This window comes from Idiomarina sp. 29L (genome assembly GCF_004123135.1).
Classification (GTDB): domain Bacteria; phylum Pseudomonadota; class Gammaproteobacteria; order Enterobacterales; family Alteromonadaceae; genus Idiomarina.
In genome coordinates, this window is record NZ_SDJS01000001.1 from 520,728 (window position 1) to 545,273 (window position 24,546).

25 protein-coding genes are annotated in these 24,546 nt (G+C 45.2%); 17 read left to right on the forward strand and 8 right to left on the reverse strand.

Translation table 11 applies throughout. The features are described 5' to 3' along the window. Window positions 1-7: 7 nt before the first annotated feature. The 5 genes from EST55_RS02605 to EST55_RS02625 form a co-directional block, all read right to left on the reverse strand. Window positions 8-2,440: a YdbH domain-containing protein gene (locus tag EST55_RS02605; protein WP_129496399.1), complete on the reverse strand. Its 2,433-nt coding sequence runs from the start codon at window positions 2,438-2,440 to the stop codon at window positions 8-10. Beyond that, window positions 2,441-3,085: a DNA oxidative demethylase AlkB gene (gene alkB / locus EST55_RS02610; protein WP_129496400.1), complete on the reverse strand. Its 645-nt coding sequence runs from the start codon at window positions 3,083-3,085 to the stop codon at window positions 2,441-2,443. A 17-nt stretch (window positions 3,086-3,102) separates the two neighbouring features. After that, window positions 3,103-3,702 carry an N-acetyltransferase gene (locus tag EST55_RS02615; protein ID WP_129496401.1) on the reverse strand — a complete coding sequence of 200 codons (600 nt, stop codon included), beginning with the start codon at window positions 3,700-3,702 and terminating at the stop codon, window positions 3,103-3,105. 15 nt (window positions 3,703-3,717) lie between these two features. Beyond that, entirely contained in the window at window positions 3,718-4,251 is a 534-nt protein-coding gene (locus EST55_RS02620; RefSeq protein WP_129496402.1) for an acyloxyacyl hydrolase, read from the reverse strand. Window positions 4,252-4,322: 71 nt separating this feature from the next. Beyond that, complete coding sequence (locus EST55_RS02625; protein ID WP_240665224.1) at window positions 4,323-5,207, reverse strand: LysR family transcriptional regulator; 885 nt, start codon at window positions 5,205-5,207, stop codon at window positions 4,323-4,325. A gap of 81 nt (window positions 5,208-5,288) precedes the next feature. On the opposite strand from EST55_RS02625, the gene EST55_RS02630 reads away from it, so the two are divergent. Genes EST55_RS02630 through EST55_RS02640 form a run of 3 tightly spaced genes read left to right on the forward strand, consistent with a single transcriptional unit; the run spans window position 5,289 to window position 7,691 of the window. Beyond that, window positions 5,289-5,933, forward strand: a complete 645-nt coding sequence (locus tag EST55_RS02630; protein WP_100692143.1) for a LysE family translocator — start codon at window positions 5,289-5,291, stop codon at window positions 5,931-5,933. Window positions 5,934-5,992: 59 nt separating this feature from the next. Next, window positions 5,993-6,874, forward strand: coding sequence for a 6-carboxytetrahydropterin synthase (locus EST55_RS02635; protein ID WP_100692142.1), 882 nt, complete (start codon window positions 5,993-5,995; stop codon window positions 6,872-6,874). Further along, window positions 6,867-7,691, forward strand: a complete 825-nt coding sequence (locus tag EST55_RS02640) for a M23 family metallopeptidase (RefSeq protein ID WP_129496403.1) — start codon at window positions 6,867-6,869, stop codon at window positions 7,689-7,691. Before EST55_RS02635 ends, EST55_RS02640 begins: the two co-directional genes overlap by 8 nt. Here EST55_RS02640 and EST55_RS02645 read toward each other — a convergent pair. Then, window positions 7,688-9,454: a PDZ domain-containing protein gene (locus tag EST55_RS02645; RefSeq protein ID WP_129496404.1), complete on the reverse strand. Its 1,767-nt coding sequence runs from the start codon at window positions 9,452-9,454 to the stop codon at window positions 7,688-7,690. The two genes, EST55_RS02640 and EST55_RS02645, sit on opposite strands and share 4 nt — an antisense overlap. Window positions 9,455-9,529: 75 nt before the next feature. Between EST55_RS02645 and EST55_RS02650 the strand changes: the two genes are divergently transcribed. The 4 genes from EST55_RS02650 to EST55_RS02665 are packed head-to-tail and all read left to right on the forward strand — an operon-like array spanning window position 9,530 to window position 12,989. Continuing rightward, a complete protein-coding gene (locus EST55_RS02650) occupies window positions 9,530-10,225 on the forward strand; it encodes a flagellar brake protein (protein ID WP_100692139.1) in 696 nt (231 codons plus the stop codon). Next, complete coding sequence (locus tag EST55_RS02655; RefSeq protein ID WP_100692138.1) at window positions 10,222-11,310, forward strand: histidine kinase; 1,089 nt, start codon at window positions 10,222-10,224, stop codon at window positions 11,308-11,310. Before EST55_RS02650 ends, EST55_RS02655 begins: the two co-directional genes overlap by 4 nt. Next, complete coding sequence (locus EST55_RS02660; RefSeq protein WP_129496405.1) at window positions 11,307-12,131, forward strand: LytTR family DNA-binding domain-containing protein; 825 nt, start codon at window positions 11,307-11,309, stop codon at window positions 12,129-12,131. The genes EST55_RS02655 and EST55_RS02660 overlap by 4 nt, the downstream gene beginning before the upstream one ends. A 12-nt stretch (window positions 12,132-12,143) precedes the next feature. Next, on the forward strand, window positions 12,144-12,989 hold the full coding sequence (locus EST55_RS02665; protein ID WP_129496406.1) for a DUF6279 family lipoprotein: 846 nt from the start codon (window positions 12,144-12,146) through the stop codon (window positions 12,987-12,989). Here EST55_RS02665 and pyk read toward each other — a convergent pair. Then, window positions 12,986-14,416, reverse strand: coding sequence for a pyruvate kinase (gene pyk, locus EST55_RS02670; RefSeq protein WP_100692135.1), 1,431 nt, complete (start codon window positions 14,414-14,416; stop codon window positions 12,986-12,988). The two genes, EST55_RS02665 and pyk, sit on opposite strands and share 4 nt — an antisense overlap. Window positions 14,417-14,522: 106 nt before the next feature. Between pyk and msrB the strand changes: the two genes are divergently transcribed. After that, window positions 14,523-14,921 carry a peptide-methionine (R)-S-oxide reductase MsrB gene (gene msrB, locus EST55_RS02675; RefSeq protein ID WP_129496407.1) on the forward strand — a complete coding sequence of 133 codons (399 nt, stop codon included), beginning with the start codon at window positions 14,523-14,525 and terminating at the stop codon, window positions 14,919-14,921. On the opposite strand, the gene EST55_RS02680 is transcribed toward msrB, so the two are convergent. After that, window positions 14,906-15,709: a DUF2989 domain-containing protein gene (locus tag EST55_RS02680; RefSeq protein ID WP_100692133.1), complete on the reverse strand. Its 804-nt coding sequence runs from the start codon at window positions 15,707-15,709 to the stop codon at window positions 14,906-14,908. The two genes, msrB and EST55_RS02680, sit on opposite strands and share 16 nt — an antisense overlap. Window positions 15,710-15,865: 156 nt before the next feature. On the opposite strand from EST55_RS02680, the gene EST55_RS02685 reads away from it, so the two are divergent. From EST55_RS02685 to prc, 9 genes are all read left to right on the forward strand, one after another. Continuing rightward, window positions 15,866-17,311, forward strand: a complete 1,446-nt coding sequence (locus EST55_RS02685) for a glyceraldehyde-3-phosphate dehydrogenase (RefSeq protein ID WP_100692132.1) — start codon at window positions 15,866-15,868, stop codon at window positions 17,309-17,311. Between the two features lie 65 nt (window positions 17,312-17,376). Then, the gene (locus tag EST55_RS02690) at window positions 17,377-18,504 is read left to right on the forward strand and encodes a M14-type cytosolic carboxypeptidase (RefSeq protein ID WP_129496408.1); all 1,128 of its coding nucleotides are present in this window, start codon (window positions 17,377-17,379) and stop codon (window positions 18,502-18,504) included. A 44-nt stretch (window positions 18,505-18,548) separates the two neighbouring features. After that, the gene (locus EST55_RS02695) at window positions 18,549-20,225 is read left to right on the forward strand and encodes an AGCS family amino acid carrier protein (protein WP_100692130.1); all 1,677 of its coding nucleotides are present in this window, start codon (window positions 18,549-18,551) and stop codon (window positions 20,223-20,225) included. Between the two features lie 127 nt (window positions 20,226-20,352). After that, window positions 20,353-20,679 carry a hypothetical protein gene (locus tag EST55_RS02700; RefSeq protein WP_100692129.1) on the forward strand — a complete coding sequence of 109 codons (327 nt, stop codon included), beginning with the start codon at window positions 20,353-20,355 and terminating at the stop codon, window positions 20,677-20,679. Between the two features lie 3 nt (window positions 20,680-20,682). After that, window positions 20,683-20,970: a DUF1315 family protein gene (locus EST55_RS02705; protein ID WP_100692128.1), complete on the forward strand. Its 288-nt coding sequence runs from the start codon at window positions 20,683-20,685 to the stop codon at window positions 20,968-20,970. A gap of 12 nt (window positions 20,971-20,982) precedes the next feature. Further along, complete coding sequence (locus tag EST55_RS02710; RefSeq protein ID WP_100692338.1) at window positions 20,983-21,447, forward strand: GAF domain-containing protein; 465 nt, start codon at window positions 20,983-20,985, stop codon at window positions 21,445-21,447. A 5-nt stretch (window positions 21,448-21,452) separates the two neighbouring features. Next, window positions 21,453-21,743 (forward strand): hypothetical protein, encoded by a 291-nt coding sequence (locus tag EST55_RS02715; protein ID WP_100692127.1) that lies wholly within the window; start codon window positions 21,453-21,455, stop codon window positions 21,741-21,743. Beyond that, window positions 21,736-22,362 (forward strand): RNA chaperone ProQ, encoded by a 627-nt coding sequence (proQ, locus tag EST55_RS02720; protein WP_129496409.1) that lies wholly within the window; start codon window positions 21,736-21,738, stop codon window positions 22,360-22,362. The genes EST55_RS02715 and proQ overlap by 8 nt, the downstream gene beginning before the upstream one ends. A 9-nt stretch (window positions 22,363-22,371) precedes the next feature. Continuing rightward, a complete protein-coding gene (gene prc / locus EST55_RS02725) occupies window positions 22,372-24,432 on the forward strand; it encodes a carboxy terminal-processing peptidase (RefSeq protein ID WP_100692125.1) in 2,061 nt (686 codons plus the stop codon). Window positions 24,433-24,546 lie beyond the last annotated feature (114 nt).

Genomic DNA, 24,546 nt, shown 5'->3' on the forward strand with positions numbered 1-24,546 from the left:
CCTCTGATTAATTGACCCGTTGCTGGATCCGTTTACGAATAACATCACTCACGCTATTACTCAGTTGTATACCTTTTATCAGCGCGGGCAAGTCTTCTTCTAATGTGACGTTTAATTTTACCTTACGACCATTCTCAACAGCCGGATTATAACCATTCAGCTGTAATTCTAAGGTTAGCTCACCGTTTTTGTCATAGCCAACAACACTTGACAGTTCTTGGTAGTAAAAGTCTTCCAACACGCTGGCAAGCGTTTTTAAACTGGGGTTGCTACCAACGGCTGAGCGTAATGCAGATGAGTCGACTTTCAGGTGACCACCGGGTGCTACTGCGCTTAAATAACCTTTTTCTACTGTTAATTGCTGAGAGTCCCAAAGCAGGGGAATGGTTCCCGATACATTACCGTCAATAGCGATTCTATTCGTAGGGTATTGGCGCATCAGTTCACCTAAGTTAATACGCTCGAAAACAACGGGAATACGCAATGGCTCAGAAAAGTCATAGATTTGTTCGGGGATTCGGACGGAGCCTCCCAACGCTTTAATGCTATGGTTTTTGAGAGTCACAGTGCTGTTTTGTTGGTTTTTATAAGGAACCTTCGCAGCCAGTTCGGCGCTAACAGGACCAATGGTGAAGCCTTGTTGAATAGTAGCTAGGGACAAGTCCGCCTGTTGAAGGTTCAAATGTTCTGAATTGGCGGTAAAGTTAGCGTTCAAATTCGCATTGGTCACGGACGTTGTGTCGTATATTGCACTAACGTTATTTAGATCGACTTCTCCTTCATCAATTCTCCATTGACCTGTCTTTAAATTGCCTGACAATTTCAAGCCAACCTTAGCCCCGCCTTTGTCTAACGTGAGTAGTGGCAGGGTGTTTTGTAATAGCGGTGACAACTGTGACTGTAGCTCTGTTTGCGTTAAATCATCAAGATTTACATCGACATTAGAGACTAGGTCTTGTGTTGGTGTCAGTGTGCTGTGGTGATTTAGGCGAGTACCTTGCGCTAATTCAATGGTTCCCAGGGCTTTAATACTGCCGCCTTTGTATTGAACTCTATGCGAGAGCTTAGGCTTTAAACTTTCTAGCTCTTCAACTTTTATAGCGACATTATTAATTTTCGTTGAGAGTTTTACGGTTGCCTCGTTGGGGGTAGTAAAAGGGATAGCGGCGGAAAACGTCGAAATTAAGAAGTTGGCGTTAGCAAAATGCGATTTAATAAAAAGCGAAGAAGGTTGCTCTGAGTAAAACATGACCTGGTCGTGTTCGACCATTATATCGGTGTTTAAGTCTAACTTATTCAATGAATCAAGCGTTAGTGGATCCAAGGCATCGATACTAGTTGTTATGATCTTGTCGGCGGTTAACCTTGTTTTAGGGAGGCTGAGCCGAACAAACTGTGCGTCGAGTTGCATAACGTGACCAGCCATCGTTAGCTGAGCACCACTGATATCTTCTCCCTCAACGGCCAAACTGAGTTGAACCGGCCATTCGGTTTTACTGAACAGCTGCTGATAGTTTAATGGTTCAAGTGTCAGAGTATCCTGGCTGGCAAATTGCCACTTCACCGAGCTTATTTCTAAAGGTAGGGAAGGCCACTGAGTGAGCTCGCCACTAAGCTTTAGAGCGTAGTTTTCGATAACGCCACGATTAAAGTCAAGTCCCACATCGCCTTTGGAGACCAATGTCTCAACAGAAGCAACACCCGGTGAAGTGACATTAATGGGCTGTTGTAAACTGACAGTGAGTTTACCGGAAATGGCGCTAATGAGGCTTTCTGCACCTGTCATTTCAGTCTCTGGGGAAAGAGAGCCGTCAGCGCTGAGTGATAAGGCAATCTGTTCACTTTTTACAAACCCAGCTGCCTGAGCAAGATATTTTGTCGGTACTTTTGCTGACCCTTTTATGTCCCATTGCCCGGTAGAAAAACCATAATTGGCGTTGAAGCTTCCTAGACTGTGGGTGATATCGGCCGATAAAGTCGAGTTATTGCGAGATAAATTAACGTTGAGTGCTTCAGGCTGAAGTAGGTGTAAACTCACGTTTTGGCGCTTGGTGTCCAATTTTAGTTCACCGATAATTGGCGCGTACTGCGTTAACAACCCGCCTTTCAACGTTATATTTTTAATAACGATAACCTCGGGCAACCAGTTTGGTATCGGTGTGTTAAGTAGCTCTTTAATGGTAGTCGGTGTGGCATTTGAGTTAGAAGTGGAAGATGACGGTAATTCGCTCATTGTCACACTCAACTGCTCAATGACTACTCGTTCCTCGGACAGCGAACCAATGCTTATCGACCAGTCCTCGATACCAGCTTTTGCCAATTTACGATCGGCTATCGACAGGCCTATTAGTAATGCAATACCAATAAACAGAGCAAGCGTCAGCACTGTACTGCCGGTAATGGCCAGTAATCGATAAACTCTGGAACTGGTGTTCGGCATTTACCTTACCCTAAACGTTAAATTAACACGTACGTTCCCGGTTAAAGGGTGTTGACCATCCGCCAATTTTTTAACTCCGTGGTATCGTAAGCGATCAGGTCCGCCCCAGACCAGAACGTCCCCATGTTGTAACGTAATTTTTTGTGGGCTGCCACTGCGCTTTAGCCCGCCCCATAAGAAAGTGGCAGGCAAGCCCAGGGAGAATGAAACAATAGGTTGTGAGAAGTCGGATTCGTCTTTGTCCTGATGAAGTCCCATAGCAGCGCCTGGGTGGTAAACGTTAATTAAACAGGCATTGGGAGAAAATGACCCGAAGCCGCATTTCCTGGCAGCCGTTTCGGCAAGTTTTTTTAACTCTACGGGCATAGCAGGCCAGGGCTCTTCGGTTATTGGATCGGTGTCTGTATAGCGGTAGCCTTTGCGGTCGGTTATCCAGCCAAAGTCGCCACAACTGCTGGTGCGTACTGACATTTTTCTGCCACCGGGAGTGACGAATTGCCGTAATGGTGACTGTTTAATCACCTCTCGCAACTGCTCTAAAATAGCGTCAGCATGGGGTTTGACGTAGCCATGAAGTAAGTAGGCGCGCTCGCTAAATTGCGTAATGTCGTTATTTCCACCTGCAAATAAATTGAGAGACGCCATAGCTCACCAAAGAAGAGTTAAAGTGTTCGGCGCATAATGAGACGGTCTTCACCAGGACCGAGATAGTCCTTAACGGTGTTAACAGACTGAAAGCCAGCTCGCTTGTATAGCTTTATCGCCGGCGCATTGTCAGGAGAGACACTGAGTTCCAGCTCTTGCCATTCTTCCGCTTGGCCAGCGTTTATAGCCTGTTCCAGCAATACCCGCCCGAGCCCCTGACCTTGAAAGCTCTTACCAACAAGCAAGGACATTAAGGTTGCGCGGCGACCATCGAGTGGCACGACCAGGCTGTAACCGGCGACTTTTCCGTCACTTTTTATGGTTAAAAAGCCGCTTGGCCATTGGCGCAGGGCTTGATAAAAGAACAAGCTGGAATAGGCGTCTTTGTCGTAAAGCTGTTTCTCAAAAAAAGCGAGGCGGGCGATATCCTCGGAAGCAGCAATTTGCACCGTCACCAAGGGATCACTTTTGTTCGCCTGAGGCAGCGAACCAACACAAAGCCGGCACTCGTCAGTGTCAGGTGCAGAGCCCTCAACATACCGGAGTTTATGTGAGGCACTCTCTCTGTTACTGGATACCTGATAAACTCTATCTCGTGAAGGCGTGTCGCTGCTCATAAAGACCTTTATGCTTTAAAAAGGGTGAACCCAACTGAGCCAGAAAAAATCAAGGCCATCGTTAGGGCGCTTAATGTCACCATTAGAGTAATGAGTATAGCCAAAGTCAATGCGGGCGTCAGAGTTTTTACTGAACTGCCAGGACAATGAAATGCGATCTTCAAATTGGAATTTGGTCGAAAGGTTTCTGTTTCCAAGACTCGTCTTGTCGAAATAACTGCCGCCAATGCCTGCTTCTAAGTAAAGCGGACGTTCTGAGCCGGCGATATGCCAAGAAACAACAGGGCTAACGGTAAATGCGGTAATGTTATCTGATGTATCATTCGAGTCTTGCCAATGATTTATCCCCATATCCACATACAGCTTAGGTGAGCCAAAAAAGCCGGGCATTTCTAGCGGGATGCCGGTAAACCGGTAGGCTACACGCGCGCCGCGAAACTGATCGGTTGAATAGGAAGCGGTATAGCTTACTTCATCAGCCAGCGCAGAAGCTGGCGCGAAACCACTTGATAATAATACGGCACTTAAAAGCGAAAGACGTCTTAACATGTCGCTCTCTTACTGGTTGGTGAAAAAAGTGCCCTTATTTTACATACAGTCATGACTGTATGTAAAATAATTTATTGATTAATTAACTGTAACCATTTGATAAAAGCAACAAGAGCAACAGGCTGGCGTTTCCGCTTTTTATAAAATACCGAGAGTGGTGACTTAGTTGCTTGAGCATATTCTCTGAAAGGTGTTAAATGCGAAAACTGCGTTGTCAGCAAGCTGCTGTCGACTAGGGTGACCGCTTTTTCTGTTTGAGCTAAGTCCAGCGACATATAAAAGTCGTCGCAGTGTATAATGCGTTGGTTTTTAAGTTTTGACTGGTAATGTTCTGTCAGCTTTAAGTGCTCAGGGTTGTCAGGGTTGATTATCCAGTTTTGCTGGAAGGGCGTCTCATTGGTCGAAAGGCTCGATACCGGCACCAGTTGCGTTTTCGATAAACGTTGGCTTTGTAGGTGCTTGTCGTTTATTGAGCCATAGCCTATTGCAATGTCCCAGCTTTGGTGTTGCACGGCGGATACCATGTCGGCGACATGTTCACCCGAGAAATAGTCAGCGCAACGCGCAAAGTTTAATTGAATATGCGGATAAAGAGAGTGGAAGTCCTCAAGTTTATCGGCGAGCCAGAAGCGAAAACGCTCGGAACTAATAGCGACCGTTAGTTGGGTTGTTGTGTTGTCGCTAACACTTCGGGTACGCTCTATGGCACGCTCAAGTTGATCAAAAATTTGTTCAATTTGAGGCGCTAACTCAAGCGCCACCGGAGTTAATGAGTGTACTCGGTTATCGCGCTGAAAAAGTCGCATGTCGAGCTGCTCTTCAAGCGCTTGAATTTGTCGGGTAACCGCAGACTGAGTGACGCCGAGCTGCTGTGCAGCTTGTTTGAACGAACCACATCTGGCAGCGACATCGAACACTCTGAGTGCATTCAGTGATGGAAACTTGGTTTTTTTCATATTAATTATTTCGCATTTATAATTAACAAAATGTAACTTTAATTCTCGCAGGTAAGTTAATAGAAAACAAGGAAGCTCACATTGTCTTATTGGAATGAGTTTTTAACAATAGCTGTCATTCATTTATTTGCGGTAGCAAGCCCCGGTCCCGATTTTGCGGTAGTGTCTCGTTATAGTTTGAGCTTTGGCCGTAAAGCGGGGTATTTGGTTGCGCTCGGTATAGCCGCCGGCATTATTATACATGTTGCGTATTCATTGGTGGGCGTCGCCCTTATTATTCACCAAACGCCATGGTTATATCAGACGCTGCTGGTTATTGGTGCGTTGTACCTGGGGTTTATTGGTACGCAGGCGATAACAGCGAAGCCGAGAACGTCGATGTCCGGCGATGAATTTGATTCGATACAACCGAGAAAACGTAAAGCTTTCATTGTTGGCTTTATTACCAACGGCTTAAATGTTAAAGCGACATTGTTTTTTTTAACGCTCTTTACCACCATTATTTCACCCGACACTCCCTTTTCGATTAAGTTTGGCTACGGGGTGTATTTAGTCATAGCAACTGGCGCCTGGTTTATATTTTTAACCTGGCTACTAACTCAACCTGTCATTTTCAAACGCGTGTGGCGTTATAGTCACTGGGTCGATCGGACAATGGGGCTGGCGCTTATTCTGTTGTCGGCAAAGTTGTTATGGGAATGGTTTTTACTTATCGAGCTTATCTGAGCGGTGCTTTCGGGTTATACTGAATAAAATTTTAAAGAACTGAATGAGTCACCGTTTATATGCAGTTATTTGTGAATGACCTTACCGTTATCGATTGCTCTTACCTTTGCCCGCAGCGTGGTATTGTTGGTGAAAGCTGGATTGTCGATATTATTCTGGACGGAAATTTGAACGAACAGTCGATGGTGCTCGACTTTGGTAAGGTCAAAAAGCAGGTGAAAGCCATTATCGATGATTCTGTTGACCATAAGTTACTGATCCCTGTTGAGCATTCCTACACGAAAGTCACTCACAATGATGATGACAGCTCGTACTGGGTTGACTTTAATCGCGGTAATTCGCGGTCGATACACTTATTTTGCCCGTCTGACTCGTTCGCATTTATTGATGCCGATACGGTAAACATTGATACCGTTACTGATTACGTAAAAGCGGTAATAAAGCAAGAGCTGCCGGTCAATGTGGAAGGGTTGAAGTTAACCCTGCGTCCTGAGCAAATTGATGGCTTTTATTATCACTACACACACGGCTTGAAAAAGCACGATGGCAACTGTCAGCGCATTGCTCACGGGCACCGTTCGAAACTGCAGATATTTATTGAAGGCATTCGCCAGCCCGCACTGGAAAAACAGTGGTGCGATAAGTGGGAAGACATCTATGTTGGCACGGAAGAAGATATTGCCGATTTTAACAAAATGACACTTTCTAAAGCTGCTGAGTCTGTCGATGAAAATACCCATGTTGCTTATAGCTATACGTCAATTCAGGGACTGTTTGAACTGGTGTTACCGCACAGCGAAAACTACGTAATAAAGAATGATTCGACTGTCGAGTGTATTGCGCAGTATTTGGCGTCGACAATAAGCCAAGACTGCATTGGCAAGTCGGTTGAAGTCAGAGCTTACGAGGGTGTTGGTAAAGGAGCCATTGCTTATGCTTAAACTGCGTATTTGGGGTTTATTGATTGGTTTAATCGCATCAACCTCAGTCTTTGCCAACAATTCTTTGCCACTTGAAATAAAAGGGCCTTTCACACAAGGGGCGCTGCATTTAGGCAAAACGGTTGCGGGTGCTGAGGTGACTTTAAATGGTGAACCCATTGAGGTAACCGATAACGGTTATTTTGTCTTTGGTTTTGGACGTAAAGCAAAGTTGGAGCACGAATTAACCGTTTCCGCCAAAGGTGAAACTCACACTCAGACTCTTACACTGAGTGAGCGTGAATATGATATTGATCGTGTGGACGGTGTTCCGCAAAAAACGGTGACGCCGGATCCCGAGCAAGTCAAACGTGCGCGCAAAGAAGCAGAGAAAGTTTGGTTGGCGAGACAGAACGCTTCTAAAAACAAACATTTTCTGACGCCAGTAGCAAAGCCGGCTGAAGGGCGCATCAGTGGGGTTTACGGCAGCCAGCGTATTTTTAATGGCGAGCCTCGTAACCCGCATTATGGTGAAGATATTGCGGTACCTACCGGCACACCGGTAACAGCGCCATGGACAGGTAAAGTGGTGCTGGCAGAGCCCGATTTATTTTACTCAGGTGGTACTATCATTATTGAGCATGGTTATAAGGTAAACACCACCTATCTGCACCTGAGCAAGTTGCATGTGAAAGCCGGTGATACGGTAAAACAAGGTGACGTTATTGGTGAGGTGGGAGCCACCGGACGAGCAACCGGCCCTCATTTAGATTGGCGGGTTAACTGGGGAAACACTCGGTTAGATCCGGCATTGCTCCCCCAGTTATACGAAGATTAACTCTCTGGTGTTAGCCAACCATTAAGTTTGCTGGCGTCTTTTATTGAAAGCTTCCAGCAAGCTGGCGTTGGCTCTTCCCAAATTAAGTCCAGAGTTAACAGTTCGTCACGGCGAAACGCATGGACAGTTACTTTTTCTCCAGGACGATAGCGCGATAATACAGACTTAACCGTCGTATCAGTTACTTGCAGATGATCAATCGCAATAATGCGATCATTGGCCGAAAGTCCCGCGTTGTAGGCGGTTTCGTCGTGATATACGCTCGTGAGTTCTAAGCCAGTAGAGGACGCTTTGTACTTCGCGCCTAAGCTGACCGATGCGGACTCGTCGGAGGCTTTTAGCGAGTTGTCGTCCGATGGGACCGATCGTGTTATTTGAAGCCCAAACTGATTGAGTAGACTCTCTAACGGTAAACTTTCTTTAGCGTAAAGCTGCTCTCGCAAAAAGTCGGCAATATCAATACCTGAATAACTGTCCAGCACATTCAGAACGGTGTCATCGGCAGTACCCACGCCGGTTTTGCCAAATTCATGCCAAAGTTTTTTCATCACGTGCGCCAGCGTCAACGAATGGCTGCTTTGTAAGCGCAGCATTAAATCCAGGCTAAGCGCAATAAGCGCCCCTTTTGAATAGTAGCTGACAATACTGTTTGGTGCATTCTCATTTTGCTGATAAAACTTCGTCCAGGCCAGGTAACTAGACTCCGTCACGCTTTGTTGGTACTGACCCGCGCCACGCTCGACCCGAGCTAAGGTTTCGGACAGCACGTTTAAGTATTGCTCGGCGCTGACTATGCCGCTGGCGTGTAAGAGGTAGTCATCAAAGTATGATGTCATGCCTTCATAAAACCAGAGCTGTTCGGTATAGCTTTCTTTGTCCAGCTGATAAGGAATAAACGCTTTGGGTTTTAATGTTTTTACATTCCAGCTATGGAAATATTCATGGCAACAAAGACTCAGGAAGGTTTGATAATCGTCGTTAACCTCGTGGTCATGTTCGCCAATAAGGCTTTTACGGCTGCATAGAAGGGCGGTTGAGTTACGATGCTCAAGACCACCAAAACCATCACCGACTACCATGGTTAGGAATGTGTAAGACGTAAAAGGTGCTTCATCAAACATCGATATTTGAGTTTCGCAAATGCGCGCTAAGTCAGAGCAAATTTTGGAGGTGTCGGCAAAGTGACGGCCGCTTAATACCAAGGAGTGTTTAATGCCGTGCGCAATAAATTCTTCAATGGTTAAGTCACCTATCAAAAACGGGTAGTCAATGAGCGCGTCATAGTTTTCTGCTTCGAAAGTTCCCCATGAATGGGGCTGCCCGGATACCCGCGGCATACCGGTTGCGACTTTCCAGTTAAACTTTTCAACGGGTGGATGCAGAGTCAGTTGGCAGTGTTCATCTTCTTGCCCAACGACAGCAAGACACAAACTGGTGTTATTAAAGAATCCTTGTAGCTGATCTAAATAGACTGAGCGTACAGAGAGATCCCAAGCGTACACTTGATATTTCACTGTGACTTCATTAGCCGCAACGCTTTTGAGTTGCCAGCGGTTCTTGGTGATTTGTTTGACTGGGACAGGCTTTCCGTTTGACTCAGCATACAAACCGATAATGTGTTTGGAGAAGTCCCGGATCAAATAACTGCCCGGAATCCAGTTAGGTAACCACAGCTCCTGCAATGGCTCGGGAGCATCGATGGTCAGAATAACTTCGAATAGGTGACCATTTAAATCGATAGGTGTTATATCGTAAGCGATCAAGAGCGTCTCCTTTGCTTGACACTGACTGACATCTAGCGATCATAGTAGCATACAGACAGCTAGCACGAGACCCGTATGAGCACCAAAAAAATCACTGAACTGGTTCCCGGACAAAGAATTGAAGTACAACTGACTAATTCAAATGTGCCCGCACGGTTTTTTACTGAGTTTATCGGTGCCTTAAAAGATCGCTGGCTTATTCTTAATATGCCGGATGCAAGAAAATACAGTGACTTACGGGACTATATCGAGGAAGCGATTCCCGTCGTAGTGCGGTTTGTGTTAGAAGCGGGTAATGGCGAAATTTGTGCATTTCGGAGTGACATCAATTACATCGTTTCGCACCCAACGAAGATGCTGTTTATTCGTTGGCCAAACGAGGTTGAGTACCGTGTTATTCGAAAAGGACGCCGTTTTGATGCGTTTTTGGCAACGGTTGTTGAGGGGCAATCGAGCGAAGGCGCTAATATTTCTTTGAAAGGTCATGTGTTAGACGTATCTGAAACGGGGTGCCGTGTTAAGCATGAGCTGCCGGAAGGCAATGACAAGGTGCTGTGGGAAAACGGCAGTAAAGTCGACTTGCTTATTGAACAGAAAAATAATCGCCAAGTGACATTAAAGGCGATTGTTCGTCAGGTGAAACGAAACGATCACTACGAATTGGGCTTACAATTTTTAGGCAACCAGAAAGAACAAATTAACGCACTGTTTTCCGGAAGCTTAGTTGACATTGAAGAGCTGTCTAAATTAGAGGCGTCAGGTAACGCATGAAGCAGTTGTTGAATCAGTGGCAAATGCTGATGGAAAATAGAAACCGATTTTTTTGGTTGTTGCAGGCGGGCGGTTGGATTGGCTATGCGTTAGTGAATTATATTGGCTCACTGATGCATGAAATGCGCGATATTTACACGCTTATTATTATTCTTGGCGCGTACGCAGGCTTTCTTCTGACGATCCCTTTGCGATACTTTTATCGCAGAATATGGGAGATGGCACCACCATTGATGGTGCTCATTGCTATTGTGGCGTCGTACGTTATTTCAGTTTTGTGGGCGATTATTGACAATGCCACTTACTGGGAAATTTATAAGTTCGGCTTCAGACCTGACAGTCCTTTCTTTTATTTAAAAAATAGCCTGGCGAAGTTTTATATTATTTTAAGCTGGAGCGGTCTGTATTTTGGTATCAAGTATTACCAGATGTTGCAGGAGGAGAAACAAAAGGCGCTGCTGGCTTCATCAATGGCGCACCAGGCGCAGCTGAAAATGTTGCGTTATCAGCTAAACCCGCACTTTCTGTTTAATACACTGAACGCCATATCGACGCTTATTCTGATAAAAGACTCAGACAAAGCCAACAAGATGGTTAATAAACTCAGTCGGTTCTTACGCTTTTCACTCGACAATGACCCGATTAAAAAAGTGCCTTTAGAAAAAGAAATTGATGCGCTTTTGTTGTACCTGGATATTGAAAAGGTTCGTTTTGATGAACAGCTGGAAGTTGATATCAGTATGGGGGAAGAAACCAGGCAAGCTCTGGTGCCCAGCTTAATTTGCCAGCCGCTAATTGAAAATTCAATTAAGTACGCAATAGCTCAGGTCGAGGGTGTTGGTAAAATAACGATTCGCTCGCGAAAAGTGGGCGACGATTTAGAAATTATTATTTGTGACAACGGTCCGGAGCTTGAATCAGACCCTAATAAATTATTTAGAAAGGAAGGGGTCGGTCTGAATAACACTCAACAACGTCTAAAGTCACTGTACGGTAAAAGTTTTACATTTAATATGAGCAGAAATGAAGGCTCTGGCCTTTGTGTCACCATGGTTATACCTTTTGAAACACTGGAGAAAGTATGAGTCAACGCTTAAAAACGCTTGTAGTTGACGATGAGCCTTTAGCACGAAAAGGGCTGTCAGTGCGCCTGGAGGCATTTGAAGAACTTGAGCTAGTGGCTGAGTGCCCAACAAGCCGTGTGGCAGTGGACGTTATTGTAAAAGACAAACCGGACTTAGTGTTTCTTGATATACAAATGCCCGGACTTAATGGTTTCGAGGTATTAAAAGCAGTTAAAGAGCAGGGCGGCGATTTGCCAGCCGTTGTCTTTGTTACTGCTTATGACGAGTACGCCATTAAAGCATTTGAAGTCAGAGCACTAGACTACCTGTTAAAGCCAGTAGATGACGAACGTCTCAAAGAGTGTGTTGAGCGTGTTATTGCGGAGAAAAATACACTTGACGCAGAGCAACATGAAAAGCTTGTTGGTCTGGTGGCGGAGGTTACGGGTCAAAACGCAGAGGAGCTCCTGAAAACGCTGTCTGAGGGGGGCGATATAGCAACAAACCAATATCCCGAGCACATTGCCATTAAAGACAGTGGCGAAATTACAAGGGTCGCCATTAAGGACATTAAATGGATTGATGCTGCTGGCGACTATATGTGTATCCATGCGAATGAGGATACCTATATTCTGCGGCGCACTATGAAAGAGCTGGAAAGAGAGTTAAGCCCACAGTTATTCCAACGCGTACACCGCTCTGCTATTGTTAATGTTAATCAAGTCGAGAAACTGTGTAACCAACAAAACGGTGAATACCATTTGCAGTTAAAAAATGGTCAGCAACTGAAGGTGAGTCGCAGTTACAAGGACAAAATTAAACAGCTGATTTTAGGTCAGTAACGGGCGACGATTATGCGCTATCTTGGTTTTACTCTGTTGGCTTTGCTGATGCTATCCGGTTGTACCGCCAATATCGGTTATCAGTTTGCGGATACTCTGGTTGAGTGGCGCGTAAAAGAATACGTAGACTTAAATAGTGAGCAGGAAGAAACGCTTGCAAAGAAAGTCGATGAACTCCATTTATGGCATGCCCGTACACAAATTCCAAAATACCGCGAGGCGCTGTTTAATTTGCGTCAAAAGGTAGACAACAAAACTTTAGAAAAATCCGATATTGTTGAATTTGAGCAAACGCTTCTCGGTTTTTGGCAAAATTTACTCGACAGAATCGCGACTGAAACAGTACTCATTAATCAGCTGTCAGTGAGGCAAAAGCAACAGCTGGTGGAGAGAATTGAAGAAAAGCAACAGGAGCGTTTTGAGAAATTTGAAGAAAAGCAGTCCGAAAACCCCATTTTAAGGCAACTTGAACGAGCGAATGAGGTTGAAAGTGACCTGGAAGATATTATTGGTGACTTGACTGAGCAACAAGATAAGTTGCTGCGTGACTGGGTTGCAAACAGTCCATCAATACAAGAAGATTGGCTCAATTATCGGACAATGTGGTTAACCGAATTTGAGACCGTGCTGCTGACTGAGCCAACCGATATTGGTAAATTAAGCGCTCTTATCAAGAACCCTAAGCAACTGCGTTCTGAAGCACTTCAGGAAAAGATAGAACAAAGTAGCGACGCGAGAAATACGTTTTTGTGGAATATGTATGTAAGCTTATCTGAAAAGCAACGCAAGGCGGCGGTTGCAAAGGCCGATGAATACATCGACCTTCTTGATGGTATTACTGAAGACTTTAAAGACTAGCTCACTTCAATAATCTTACAGGTATTGCTTGACCCAACGGTTTCCATGACGTCACCGTGAGTCAGGATAACCAAGTCACCGGCTTTTAGATGCCCTTGAGATTTCAAAACTGCGACGGCCTCAAGAATAGGGTTTTCGGTTTTGGTTGAGTCAAAATTAATGGGATAAACACCGCGGTACATGGCCGACTTATTGCGACTTTCAGCGTGACGCGATAACGAAAAAATTGGCAAGTGCGAGGTAATACGCGACATAAGCTTTGCAGTAAACCCTGACTCGGTCAATGCGACAATAGCGGCGACGCCACTTAAATGTGTTGCAGCATACATTGCTGACATCGCTGTGGCTTCGGTGATGCTCGAGAAGACTTCCTCCAGATCTTTATGATCCAACTTGGCTGACGGGTGAGTTTCGGCGCCGAGACATATTTCCGCCATGGCTTTAACTGTGGCAATAGGGTGTTTCCCCGCAGCAGTTTCCGCAGACAACATAACCGCATCGGTACCGTCAAGCACGGCGTTGGCAACGTCCATAACCTCGGCTCGAGTAGGCATTGGATTCTCTATCATCGATTCCATCATTTGTGTTGCCGTAATAACAACACGATTTAACTGGCGTGCACGGGAAATAATAAGCTTTTGTTTACCCACCAGCTGAGCGTCACCAATTTCTACCCCTAAGTCACCACGGGCAACCATAACGGCATCCGAAGCGCGAATAATATCGTCCAGCGCATGTTCACTGGCAACAGCTTCCGCGCGTTCTATTTTTGCACAAAGTAGGCCTTTACCACCGGCATTACGAAGCAAATGACGCGCCTGGTTAATATCGTCGCCACTACGAGGGAATGAAACCGCGAGATAGTCGACACCAATTTCAGCCGCTGTTTTTATGTCGGCGAAGTCTTTTTCGGTTAATGCAGCCGCGGAAAGTCCGCCGCCTTGACGGTTAATGCCTTTATTGTTCGACAGGGTGCCACCAATGGTTACTACCGTGTGAACTTTACTGCCTTCAATTTCCGTTACTTTGAGCTGTAAACGGCCGTCATCAAGTAAGAGAATATCGTCCGGTGCAACGTCCTCTGGTAACTGTTTGTAGTCTAGCCCAACGGCATGCTCGTCACCGGCGTCTTTGGGCATTTCAGCATCAAGCGTAAACTGATCGCCCGCGTTTAAATTAACGTAGTCATTTTTAAAACGGGCGATACGAATTTTAGGTCCTTGCAGGTCACCAAGAATAGCGACATGGGCATTTAGCTCGGCAGCTATTTCGCGAACCATAGACGCCCGTTTCTTATGATCTTCTGCATTGCCATGAGAGAAATTAAGGCGAACCACATTAGCGCCAGCCTGTATCAGTGACCTTAGGGTGTCTTTTGAATCTGTGGCAGGACCAAGGGTGGTTACAATTTTGGTACGTCGAAGCATGCTTAACTCCAGCAATATGACAATATATGTAACAATAATCTTAGCATAGGCTTTATATCAGTAGTATGACATAACGCCTGTTTACCGAATAAATAAGGAGCGACTTATGGCGGAAAAGGACTGGAAACACCTATCTGATGATGAATGGAAAAATGAACTGTCAGACGATGCGTATTATGTGTTGAGACAAAAAGGTACAGAGCGCCCATTTACCGGCAAATACATGACAGCGGATAAAGACGGAATTTATCGCTGCGCAGGGTGTGGGCAGGCGATATTTGCAGGCGACACTCAGTTTGACTCGCATTGTGGATGGCCAAGTTTTGACTCAGCGATTGAAGGTGCCGTTCGCTATGAAAAAGATACCACTCACGGCATGGTCAGAGTTGAGGTGTTATGCAGCCGCTGCGACGGACACTTGGGCCATGTCTTTGACGATGGACCGACGGAAACCGGGCAGCGCTACTGCATTAACTCGGTCGCTATGCGTTACGAAGACGAGTAGCGACCTTTAAACCGACCTTCTTTTATTTGGTCAACGATGTCTTCAGCCTGTTCGTCCCAGTCACTGTATTCATCTTCCGATGCGGTGACAATATTCTTCATGCTGCTTTTATCGAGGTTCTCCTGGCCCAGTTGCCAGGCGACTTGTGACCATACGTAGGCTTTTTCGGCTTCGCCTTCTTTAAGGTACATCGATACGAGCGTTGAAGGAATCTCTGGATTGATGCGGTCACCTTCTTTGTATAAGCGAAGTGCGTTATAAAGCAGCTTGAAAGTTTTTTCGGAATCTTGCTTCGTGTAGTAAGTCGCTAACGCCAGTTGCAGCTCTGGTGTTTGCATACGCTTAGAGCCTTCCATCGCTAATAGCTTTTGAAGAGCCTCGTCATTGCCTTGGTTAGACCAATGCCAATATAACCAGAGTGGGTGTTCAGAGCTTCTGGTTTCGTTGGCGAGCGCTTTAATATTCTTCTGAGAATTTATATACGCTTCAATACGGTTAGACTGTTTTTGTTTTAGTTTTTTGTGCTCAATGGTTGACGCCAGTTCGATACATTTACTGTATTCCTGCAAGTCCTGCATCAGGTAATACTGATTTTCCGGGGTTTTGTTTTGACTGACACCGTAACGACTGAAAATTAGCTGGCGTCGCTCTGAGTTACACCAGTTATCATCGTTTAAATCACTGCACATAGAAGGCGTGTTTTGACAAATTTCCCGAACGGTAGGGGCGCTGTCATAGCATCCCGCAAGAGGGAGTAGAGCAATAAGAGCTGCGTATTTTTTAATCATAGTCACCCGTTTACGGTATCATTAAAAGCGGATTTTCTCTTAAAGTTGGCTTCATGCCGACCTTTTCAGTACAATACTGCGGATTTTTAAGCGTAGCACTTTATTTGCTTACTGAACACGCTCACTGAACATTAAGTACAGAGGACAGGGCTCAATATGAATGCTAACCAGCAAGATCCTACTTTAGCAAGCTGGCAAGAACGCCAGGAATACGCAGAACAAATGCAGCCGATTCTCGGCAAGCTTTATCGTAACTTTGGTGTTGAAATCCTTGTTTACGGACGTTCTCTGCTGAACGTTTCAACCATTAATATCATCAAGTCTCACCGTTTAATTCGCCGTTACGAAGGTCAAAAAATTCGTTTACGTGAGAGCTTTCCATTTTTAGAAGCTATGGCTGAGTTGAAACTGTCTCCAGCACGTGTTGATTTAGGCAAGCTGGCTTATGGTTATCTGTTTGGCGGTAAAGCTGGCGACTTGTCAATTAAAGACTATGTGAAGCGTGAGCTGGCCGATATTATTGACAGAGAAGATGATATTGAGCCGCGTGACGTTGTTCTTTATGGCTTTGGTCGTATCGGTCGTTTATTAGCGCGCCAGCTTATTGAGCGTAATGGTGCTAACAATAAAATGCGCTTAAGAGCCGTGGTTGTTCGCGGTGGTCGTGACGGTGACTTGGAAAAACGTGCAAGCTTGTTACGCCGTGACTCTATCCATGGTCAATTTAATGGCTCCATCACGGTTGATAATGAAAACCAAAGCATTAAAGCCAATGGCACCAACATCAAAGTCATCTACTCTGACGGCCCAGACCAAGTCGACTATACTCAATACGGCATTAATAATGCGATTGTTATCGACAACACCGGTATTTGGAAGGACGAAGCCGGTCTTGGTCTGCACCTGAAATCAAAAGGTGTCAGCAAAGTATTACTGACAGCACCTTCAAAAGGCGATATCAAAAACATCGTATTTGGAGTTAACGACGGTGACATTGAAGACGGCGATGCGATTGTTTCAGCTGCAAGCTGCACAACTAATGCGATTACGCCAGTGCTAAAAGCCGTAAATGACAAATACGGTATTCGCAATGGTCACGTTGAAACCGTTCACTCATACACTAATGACCAAAACCTGATTGATAACTACCATAAAGCGGATCGCCGCGGTCGTTCAGCACCGCTGAACATGGTTATCACCTCAACAGGTGCAGCAAAAGCGGTAGCCAAAGCATTGCCAGAAATGGCGGGCAAGCTTACGGGGAACGCTATTCGTGTTCCAACGCCTAACGTATCGATGGCTATCATGAACCTGAATTTAGAAAAAGCGACATCTCGCGATGAGTTAAATGACTTTTTGCGTGACACCGCTTTACACTCGGAGCTGGTTAACCAAATCGACTATACTGCATCAACCGAAATTGTCTCTTCTGACTTGGTTGGTTCACGCCATGCGGGCGTTGTAGACTCGCAGGCAACGATTGTCGACGAAGACCGTGCTGTACTTTACGTATGGTATGACAACGAGTTTGGTTATAGCTGTCAGGTGGTTCGTGTTGCAGAATCTATGGCGGGACTTAAGGTTCCGAATCTGCCTAAATAACGTTAAAAGAGCGCCCGCCGGGCGCTTTTTTGTTGTAACAGTATTGCTTTAATAAAAGGTGAATTATGCGTATTTCTGCTAATTTCGATAGTGGCAACATTCAGGTTATCAGCGCGGACAGCGCCGACAATATCCGTCTCGCAATTAATAAAGACAACCAGTCTGACTTTTATCAGTGGTTCCATTTTAAACTGTTTGCCGAAGCCGGCACCGAGCATGTCATGGTTATCGAAAATGCCGCCGGCTCAGCTTATCCTGACGGCTGGGACGGCTACCAGGCATTAGCGTCTTATGACCGCGAAACTTGGTTCCGGGTACCGACAGACTACAATGGTAAAGAGCTCACAATTCGTCACACTCCGGAACAGGAAAGCGTCTATTACGCTTACTTTGTTCCTTATTCTTATGAACGTCATCAGGACTTAATTCAATCCGCTCAACAATCTGTCGACTGTTACCACGAGCTGTTAGGTGAAACTATCGATGGCCGTGAGCTTAACTTATTGGTGATTGGTGAGCCGGCAGAGCATAAAAACACTATTTGGGTTACTGCACGTCAGCATCCGGGCGAGTCGATGGCTGAATGGTTTATGGAAGGTTTCATTGGACGCTTATTGGACGACGAAGATGGTGTTGCTCGTAAGCTGCTAGACAATAATGTATTTTACGTTGTTCCGAATATGAACCCAGACGGTAGTGTCCGTGGCCATTTACGCACAAACGCAGTAGGTACCAACCTGAATCGCGAGTGGGCGGAACCCAGCTTGGAAAAAAGCCCGGAAGTTTTCTACGTTCTAAAACGTATGGAGCAAACTGGCGTGGATATGTTTTTGGATGTGCATGGTGACGAAGCTCTGCCATATAACTTTGTTGCAGGATGTGAGGGTATTCCTTCTTACGATGATCGCCACAAAGACCTGGAAGACACCTTCAAAGCGGCTTTACTGACGACAACGCCAGAGTTTCAAACCAAGTATGGGTATGAGCTGGACGAACCGGGTAAAGCAAACATGACGGTTGCTAATTCGGCGATAGGTGAGAAGTTCAAATGCCTTTCTTATACGTTAGAAATGCCGTTTAAAGATAACGCCGACTTGCCTGATGAAGATTTTGGCTGGTCTGCTCCTCGTTCGCATCGCTTAGGTGAAGATGTATTAACCGCAATATTGGCAGTATCGCCAAAATTGCGTTAAAACTAGAGTGAATTAACAATAATAACAACAAGAGGGGGTCTTCCTTGGAAGCGCTCAATAACTTTCTATTATGGATTGATGGGTTCTTAGGCTCTGCTGCCTACTTCCCGTTCATCTTACTTGGTGTGGGTCTATTCTTTACGTTATACCTTGGCTTTCCACAAGTAAGGTACTTCAGACACGCATGGCGGGTGTTGGCGGGCAAATTTGACCGTAAAGACTCACAAGGTGACACCAGTCACTTCCAGGCCTTATCAACGGCGCTATCGGGTACCGTTGGTACTGGTAATATTGGTGGTGTTGCTCTCGCGGTTTTCTTGGGGGGCCCCGCAGCGATTTTTTGGATGTGGATGACAGCCTTCTTAGGTATGACCACAAAGTTTGTCGAAGTCACCTTGTCCCACAAATACCGCGTAAAAACCGAAGATGGCACTATGGCGGGCGGCCCAATGTATTACATGGACCGTCGTCTAAACATGAAGTGGCTTGCCGTCATTTTTGCCATTGCAACCATTATTAGCTCGTTTGGTACGGGCAATATGCCGCAAATTAATAACATTGCTCAGTCAATGGAACAGACTTTCCAGATCGATCCAGTTTGGACAGGTGCTATTCTATCAATACTGCTAGCGATGGTTATTATTGGCGGTATTAAACGCATTGCAGCCGTTACATCAAAGATTGTTCCTATAATGGGTATTCTTTACGTGATTGGCTCTTTGAGCGTTATTTTCTTCAACATCGACAATATTGGTGAGGCGTTTGTCTCGATTTTCCGTGATGCCTTTACTGGTTCAGCGGCTGCAGGCGGCTTCTTAGGTGCTAGTTTTGCGTATGCGTTTAACCGGGGCGTTAACCGTGGCTTATTCTCGAACGAGGCAGGTCAGGGTTCGGCACCGATTGCGCACGCATCAGCAAAAGCGAAAGACCCGGTTGCAGAAGGTCTGGTTTCAATTCTGGAGCCTTTCCTGGATACCATTCTTATCTGTACTTTAACTGGTTTGGTTATATTGTCTTCCGGTGTTTGGACTGAAAAGCACGAAAACGTATTCGCACGTAGTGATTTAGACTTCGTTGTCGGGCAATACAACGATGTTGATACCGACGATCGCGAGCAGCTTTACAGATACCTGAACGATTTTAGCGATACTGAAATTGAACGTTATTCAGGCAAGCTGGAAGTGGTTAATGGTGAAGCACAGACCAATGGTGAAGTCACTATCTTGCACGCACGTTCAGTGGCTGAAGACGTTCGCTTTATTGTTGCCGGTGAAGATGCTTATAACGGTACCGTTGAGATTAAGAACGGTAACTTAATCAAAGAAGACATCGAAGTGGTTGGTAAATCGCTGGTGCACTCGGCTGCGTTGACTTCATTAGCCTTTGCTAACGGTTACTTCGGCGATTACGGACAATACATTATTCCACTGACGTTACTTATGTTCGCGTTTTCGACAGCGATAGCCTGGTCATACTATGGTGACAGGGCGGTTGTCTATCTGGTCGGCCAGAAAGGCGTTATGCCGTACCGCATTTTATACGTTGCGGGCTTCTTCTGGGCGTCATTTGCGGACACCACGCTCGTTTGGACAGCGTCAGCAGTCGCTATTGTACTCATGACCCTACCTAACTTACTCGGTATGTTGCTGCTTCATAAAGAAATGAAGTCAACGGTGAAGTCTTACTGGAAAGACTTCGGCGATGCTGACAAGAAGAAATAAGCGCTAATGAGCTCTGTAAAACGGCCAGTTATTGCTGGCCGTTTTTTATTTTCTTATTCACTTTGCTTGAAATTCAGCGCAAAAGCCTTATATTGCAAGGACTGCATAAGAGGTAGGTTATGAAATTATGGCGTTAACGAAATGCCCATCTTGTAATAAGCGAATATCGTCAAAGGCGCGAGAATGCCCCCACTGTCAATTCGTTTTAGCTGGACAAAGTAAGGACGATATAGAGAGAGAACGGCGTCGCTTAAAGCAGGAAAAGTCTGACAAGCTGGTATCCCGTTCCATGTTGGCTCTAATTATTGCCATAGCGGCTTTTACCTATTTGTTTATGCAACAGCCACAACCACTGTCATGGGGCTATAACATTGCTATTGGTGGCATTGTTGTCGGTTTAATATGGTTTGTTATAAACCGGGTACAGTTGATGTTCTTAAAGAAGAAGCAATAACTCATGCAGTTTGATGACTTAATTAATAGTATGACGCCAGAGGTCTATGAGCGCTTGGTGCAATCGGTAGAAACAGGCAAGTGGCCGGACGGAAATAGACTGACCGAAGAACAACGCGAAAACTCGCTGCAGTTAGTGATGGCTTATCAAGCAAAGTTTGCTAATTCTGACGAGGCCTACACGGTTGGACCGGATGGAAATATTATTTCTAAGTCTAAACGTGAATTAAAAGACCAGTTTCGTACTGGCAACGACACGGCTTCTATAGCCCGATTTAAGCTCGATAATTAAGTTGAACAAATGATGAAAGCGCAGTTGTATTCCGACCTTTTACGCCAGGCTCAAGCTATTACAGAGGGTGAGTCTAATCTCATTGCGAACCTTTCTAATATTTCCGCTCTTTTGTATGACGCAATTGACGACATTAATTGGCTTGGCTTTTATCTGGCTGAATCAAGCGAAGAACTTGTTTTAGGTCCATTCCAGGGCAAAGTAGCTTGTGTGCGAATTCCCTTTGGAAAAGGCGTTTGCGGTGTCGGTGCTAAAACCCAGCAGACACAGTGCGTTAAAAATGTTCATGAATTCGAAGGGCACATTGCGTGTGATTCAGCGTCTAACAGTGAAATTGTTGCGCCTATTGTTGTTAATGGAAAAACAGTGGCGGTGCTCGATATAGACAGCCCGTCTATTGGTCGCTTCGATAATGAGGACGCTGCAGGCTTTCAAAAAATAGCTGACTTTTGTAGCAACCTGAACTGGCAGAAGTAATCTTTATGTTTGACGAGTTTGATATTCACAGCTATTTGGTAACGCGCGAAGACGCCGTGTTTTTTGATGACGACGCAGAAGAAGCGGCAGATCAAATCAATGAAATGCTGCATCACATTAATGCGCTGCGCACAGATGACGATAACACAGAACAATTAGAAGAGATGGTTCGTCGTACGTTGTATGACTGGATAGAAGAACCCGCTCTTTTGGAATTATCATTTGATGAAATGGACGAATACGTTCAAAACCTAATGGACGACGTTCGAGAACAGGAAGAAGAACAGAATGACTGAACCGGAAAAACTGACGAAGAGCAAAGACGTTATTGCCTACCTTGCAGAACAGTTCCCTAACTGCTTTTCGTTAAAAGGTGATGCCAAGCCACTAAAAATAGGCATTTTTGAAGACTTAGCAAAACGTTTAGAAGACGATGAAAAAGTCAGTAAAACCCGTTTGAGAACGGCACTTCGTCATTACACCAATAGCTGGCGTTACCTTTACAGCATAAAAGCCGGGGAGGCTCGTGTTGATCTTGATGGTAACGAAGCTGATAAAGTGACTGAAGAGCATCAGGAACATGCACAAGAGTCATTAAAAGAGTCAAAAGCAAAAGCTGCTCAGAAAGCAAAAGAAAAAAATGCCGCTAAGCCAAAAGCGCCGGTGAAAAAGAAAATTACTGAATCGGCGAAACCCAGTAAGCCGAAAGCGGCCAAGAAAAAGCCCAAACCTGAGTTAAAACTGGAAGAAGTGGAACTTAGCAAGCTGTCTGTAGGTCAACAGGTACAGGTGAAGGCTGGAAACCAGCCTATGACGGGAACCATTACTGAGCTGGATAAGAACGACGTTCAAGTTCAACTGGCCAATGGTCTCAGCATGAAAGTAAAAGCGGATAAGATATTTTTGCGCGCTTAGGAGCATTGAATGAAACACTTGGCTGTAAGAAGTTATTTATTAGCGTTAGCTGTTGCCGTACCAACGGCTTACGCAATACCTCCCAAACACAGTGTCGATGAGTTGCCGGAATTAGAGCAAGAGTCTCAACACGATACAGCCAGTGAACGAATTACTTCCTACTTTACTCGTTATCACTATAGCGGTATGACGCTTGATAACGAGTTGTCTGAGCAAATATACGACCGTTATTTCGAAATGCTCGACTACAGCAAAATGTTTTTGCTGAAAGAGGATGTAGAAAGTGCGTCTGAATACCAACACTTATTCGATGACATGCTGAAAAGCGGTGAGCTCGATGTCGCCTACGATATTTATCAAAACAGCTTAGAACGCCGTTTTGACCGATATACTTATGCGCTTTCTTTGCTGGACGACGAAAAGCCAATGGACTTTTCAGTTGAGGGCGATAAGTATTATTACGATCGCGAAGATGCGGAGTGGGCAACAACCGAAAAAGAACTTAATGATCTCTGGCAAAGCCGCGTTAAGTACGATGCGCTTAATTTAAAACTAGCGGGTAAAGAGTGGCCTGAAATTGTTGAAACTTTGGGTAAACGCTACAACAGTGCTCTTAATCGTTTAACCAAGTCTAAGAGCGAAGATGTATTTCAGACATTAATGAATGCGTTTGCGCGCTCGGTTGAACCGCACACGAGCTATTTGTCGCCATCAAACTCTGAGCGTTTCAAACAAAACATGAACCTCGAGCTTGAGGGAATTGGCGCCGTTTTACAGTCGGAATATGACTACACCGTTATTCGTAGCTTGGTGCCAGGCGGTCCGGCGGACAAAACAGGTAAGCTGTCACCGGAAGACAAAATTATTGCTGTTGGACAGGGCGAAGGTGAGGACAAGGAAGAGTTTGTCGATATTATCGGCATGCGCTTAGACGATGTGGTTGAACTAATCAAAGGGCCTAAAGGCACGACTGTACGTTTGCAGGTGTTGAAAGCCAGCCAAGGCGCGGGCGGAACGCCTAACGTTGTCAAGGTCACTCGTGACAAAGTTAAACTGGAAGACCGTGCTGCAAAAGCGGAAGTGAAAACCATCGAAGAGGGTATTTACGAAGGCCAGAAGATGGGCGTCATTGAAATACCCGGCTTCTATAACAACCTGACAGCCGATGTTAAAAAGCTGATAAATGACATGCAGTCAGAAGACGTAGAAGGCTTGATTATTGACTTACGCGGTAACGGCGGCGGCGCTTTAACAGAAGCCATTGGTTTGACGGGGCTATTTATTGATAAAGGGCCGGTCGTTCAGGTCAGTGACGGGCGCGGACGCGTTGATGTTAGCGAAGACAAAGACGGTAAAGTGTTCTATTCAGGCCCCTTATTTGTCATGGTTGACCGTTACAGTGCCTCGGCTTCTGAGATATTCGCAGCCGCAATGCAAGACTACGAACGGGCGCTTATATTGGGCGAAAATACCTTCGGTAAAGGAACGGTTCAGCAACATCGTGGACTGGCACGTCGTTTTGACTTTTTTGATGAGCCGCTAGGCAGTGTTCAGTACACTATTGCAAAGTTTTATCGTATAGATGGCGGTAGTACGCAACTCAAAGGGGTTCAACCTGATATCGTATTTCCATCTTTTGTAGAAGCATCGGAGTGGGGCGAAAGCAAAGAAGATAACGCGCTACCCTGGGATAAAATTAAAAAGACCGACTTTAAACCGGTTAATAGAGTTGGCGACTCAGAAATTGAGCTACTTCAAACTCGCTTAAACAAGCGTATTGAAAGCGAGCCTGAGTTTAAGTTTATCTTCGAAGACATTGAGCGTTACCGTTTAGAAAAAGATAAAACCTGGGTAAGCCTGGAAGCTGAAGAACGTAAGAACAAAGAAGATGAACAAAAAAACCGCCAGCTTGAGCGAGTTAATGCTCGTCTAAAAAGAGCTGGTAAAGAACCAGTGGAAAGCATTGATGATGCTCCGGAAGAAATGACAGAAGTTGATCCTTACCTTGAGCAAGCGTTGCTTGTTGCAATGGACTTTATTCATGGTGAGGAGCTTGCAGCGAATAATTAGTCGCTAACGCATGATTTAAATACCGCCTTGATTGGCGGTATTTTTTTAACACAGCCGACAACAACATAGGCGGTTGTGATATAACTCAATAAAATAACAACAATAACTAAAAAA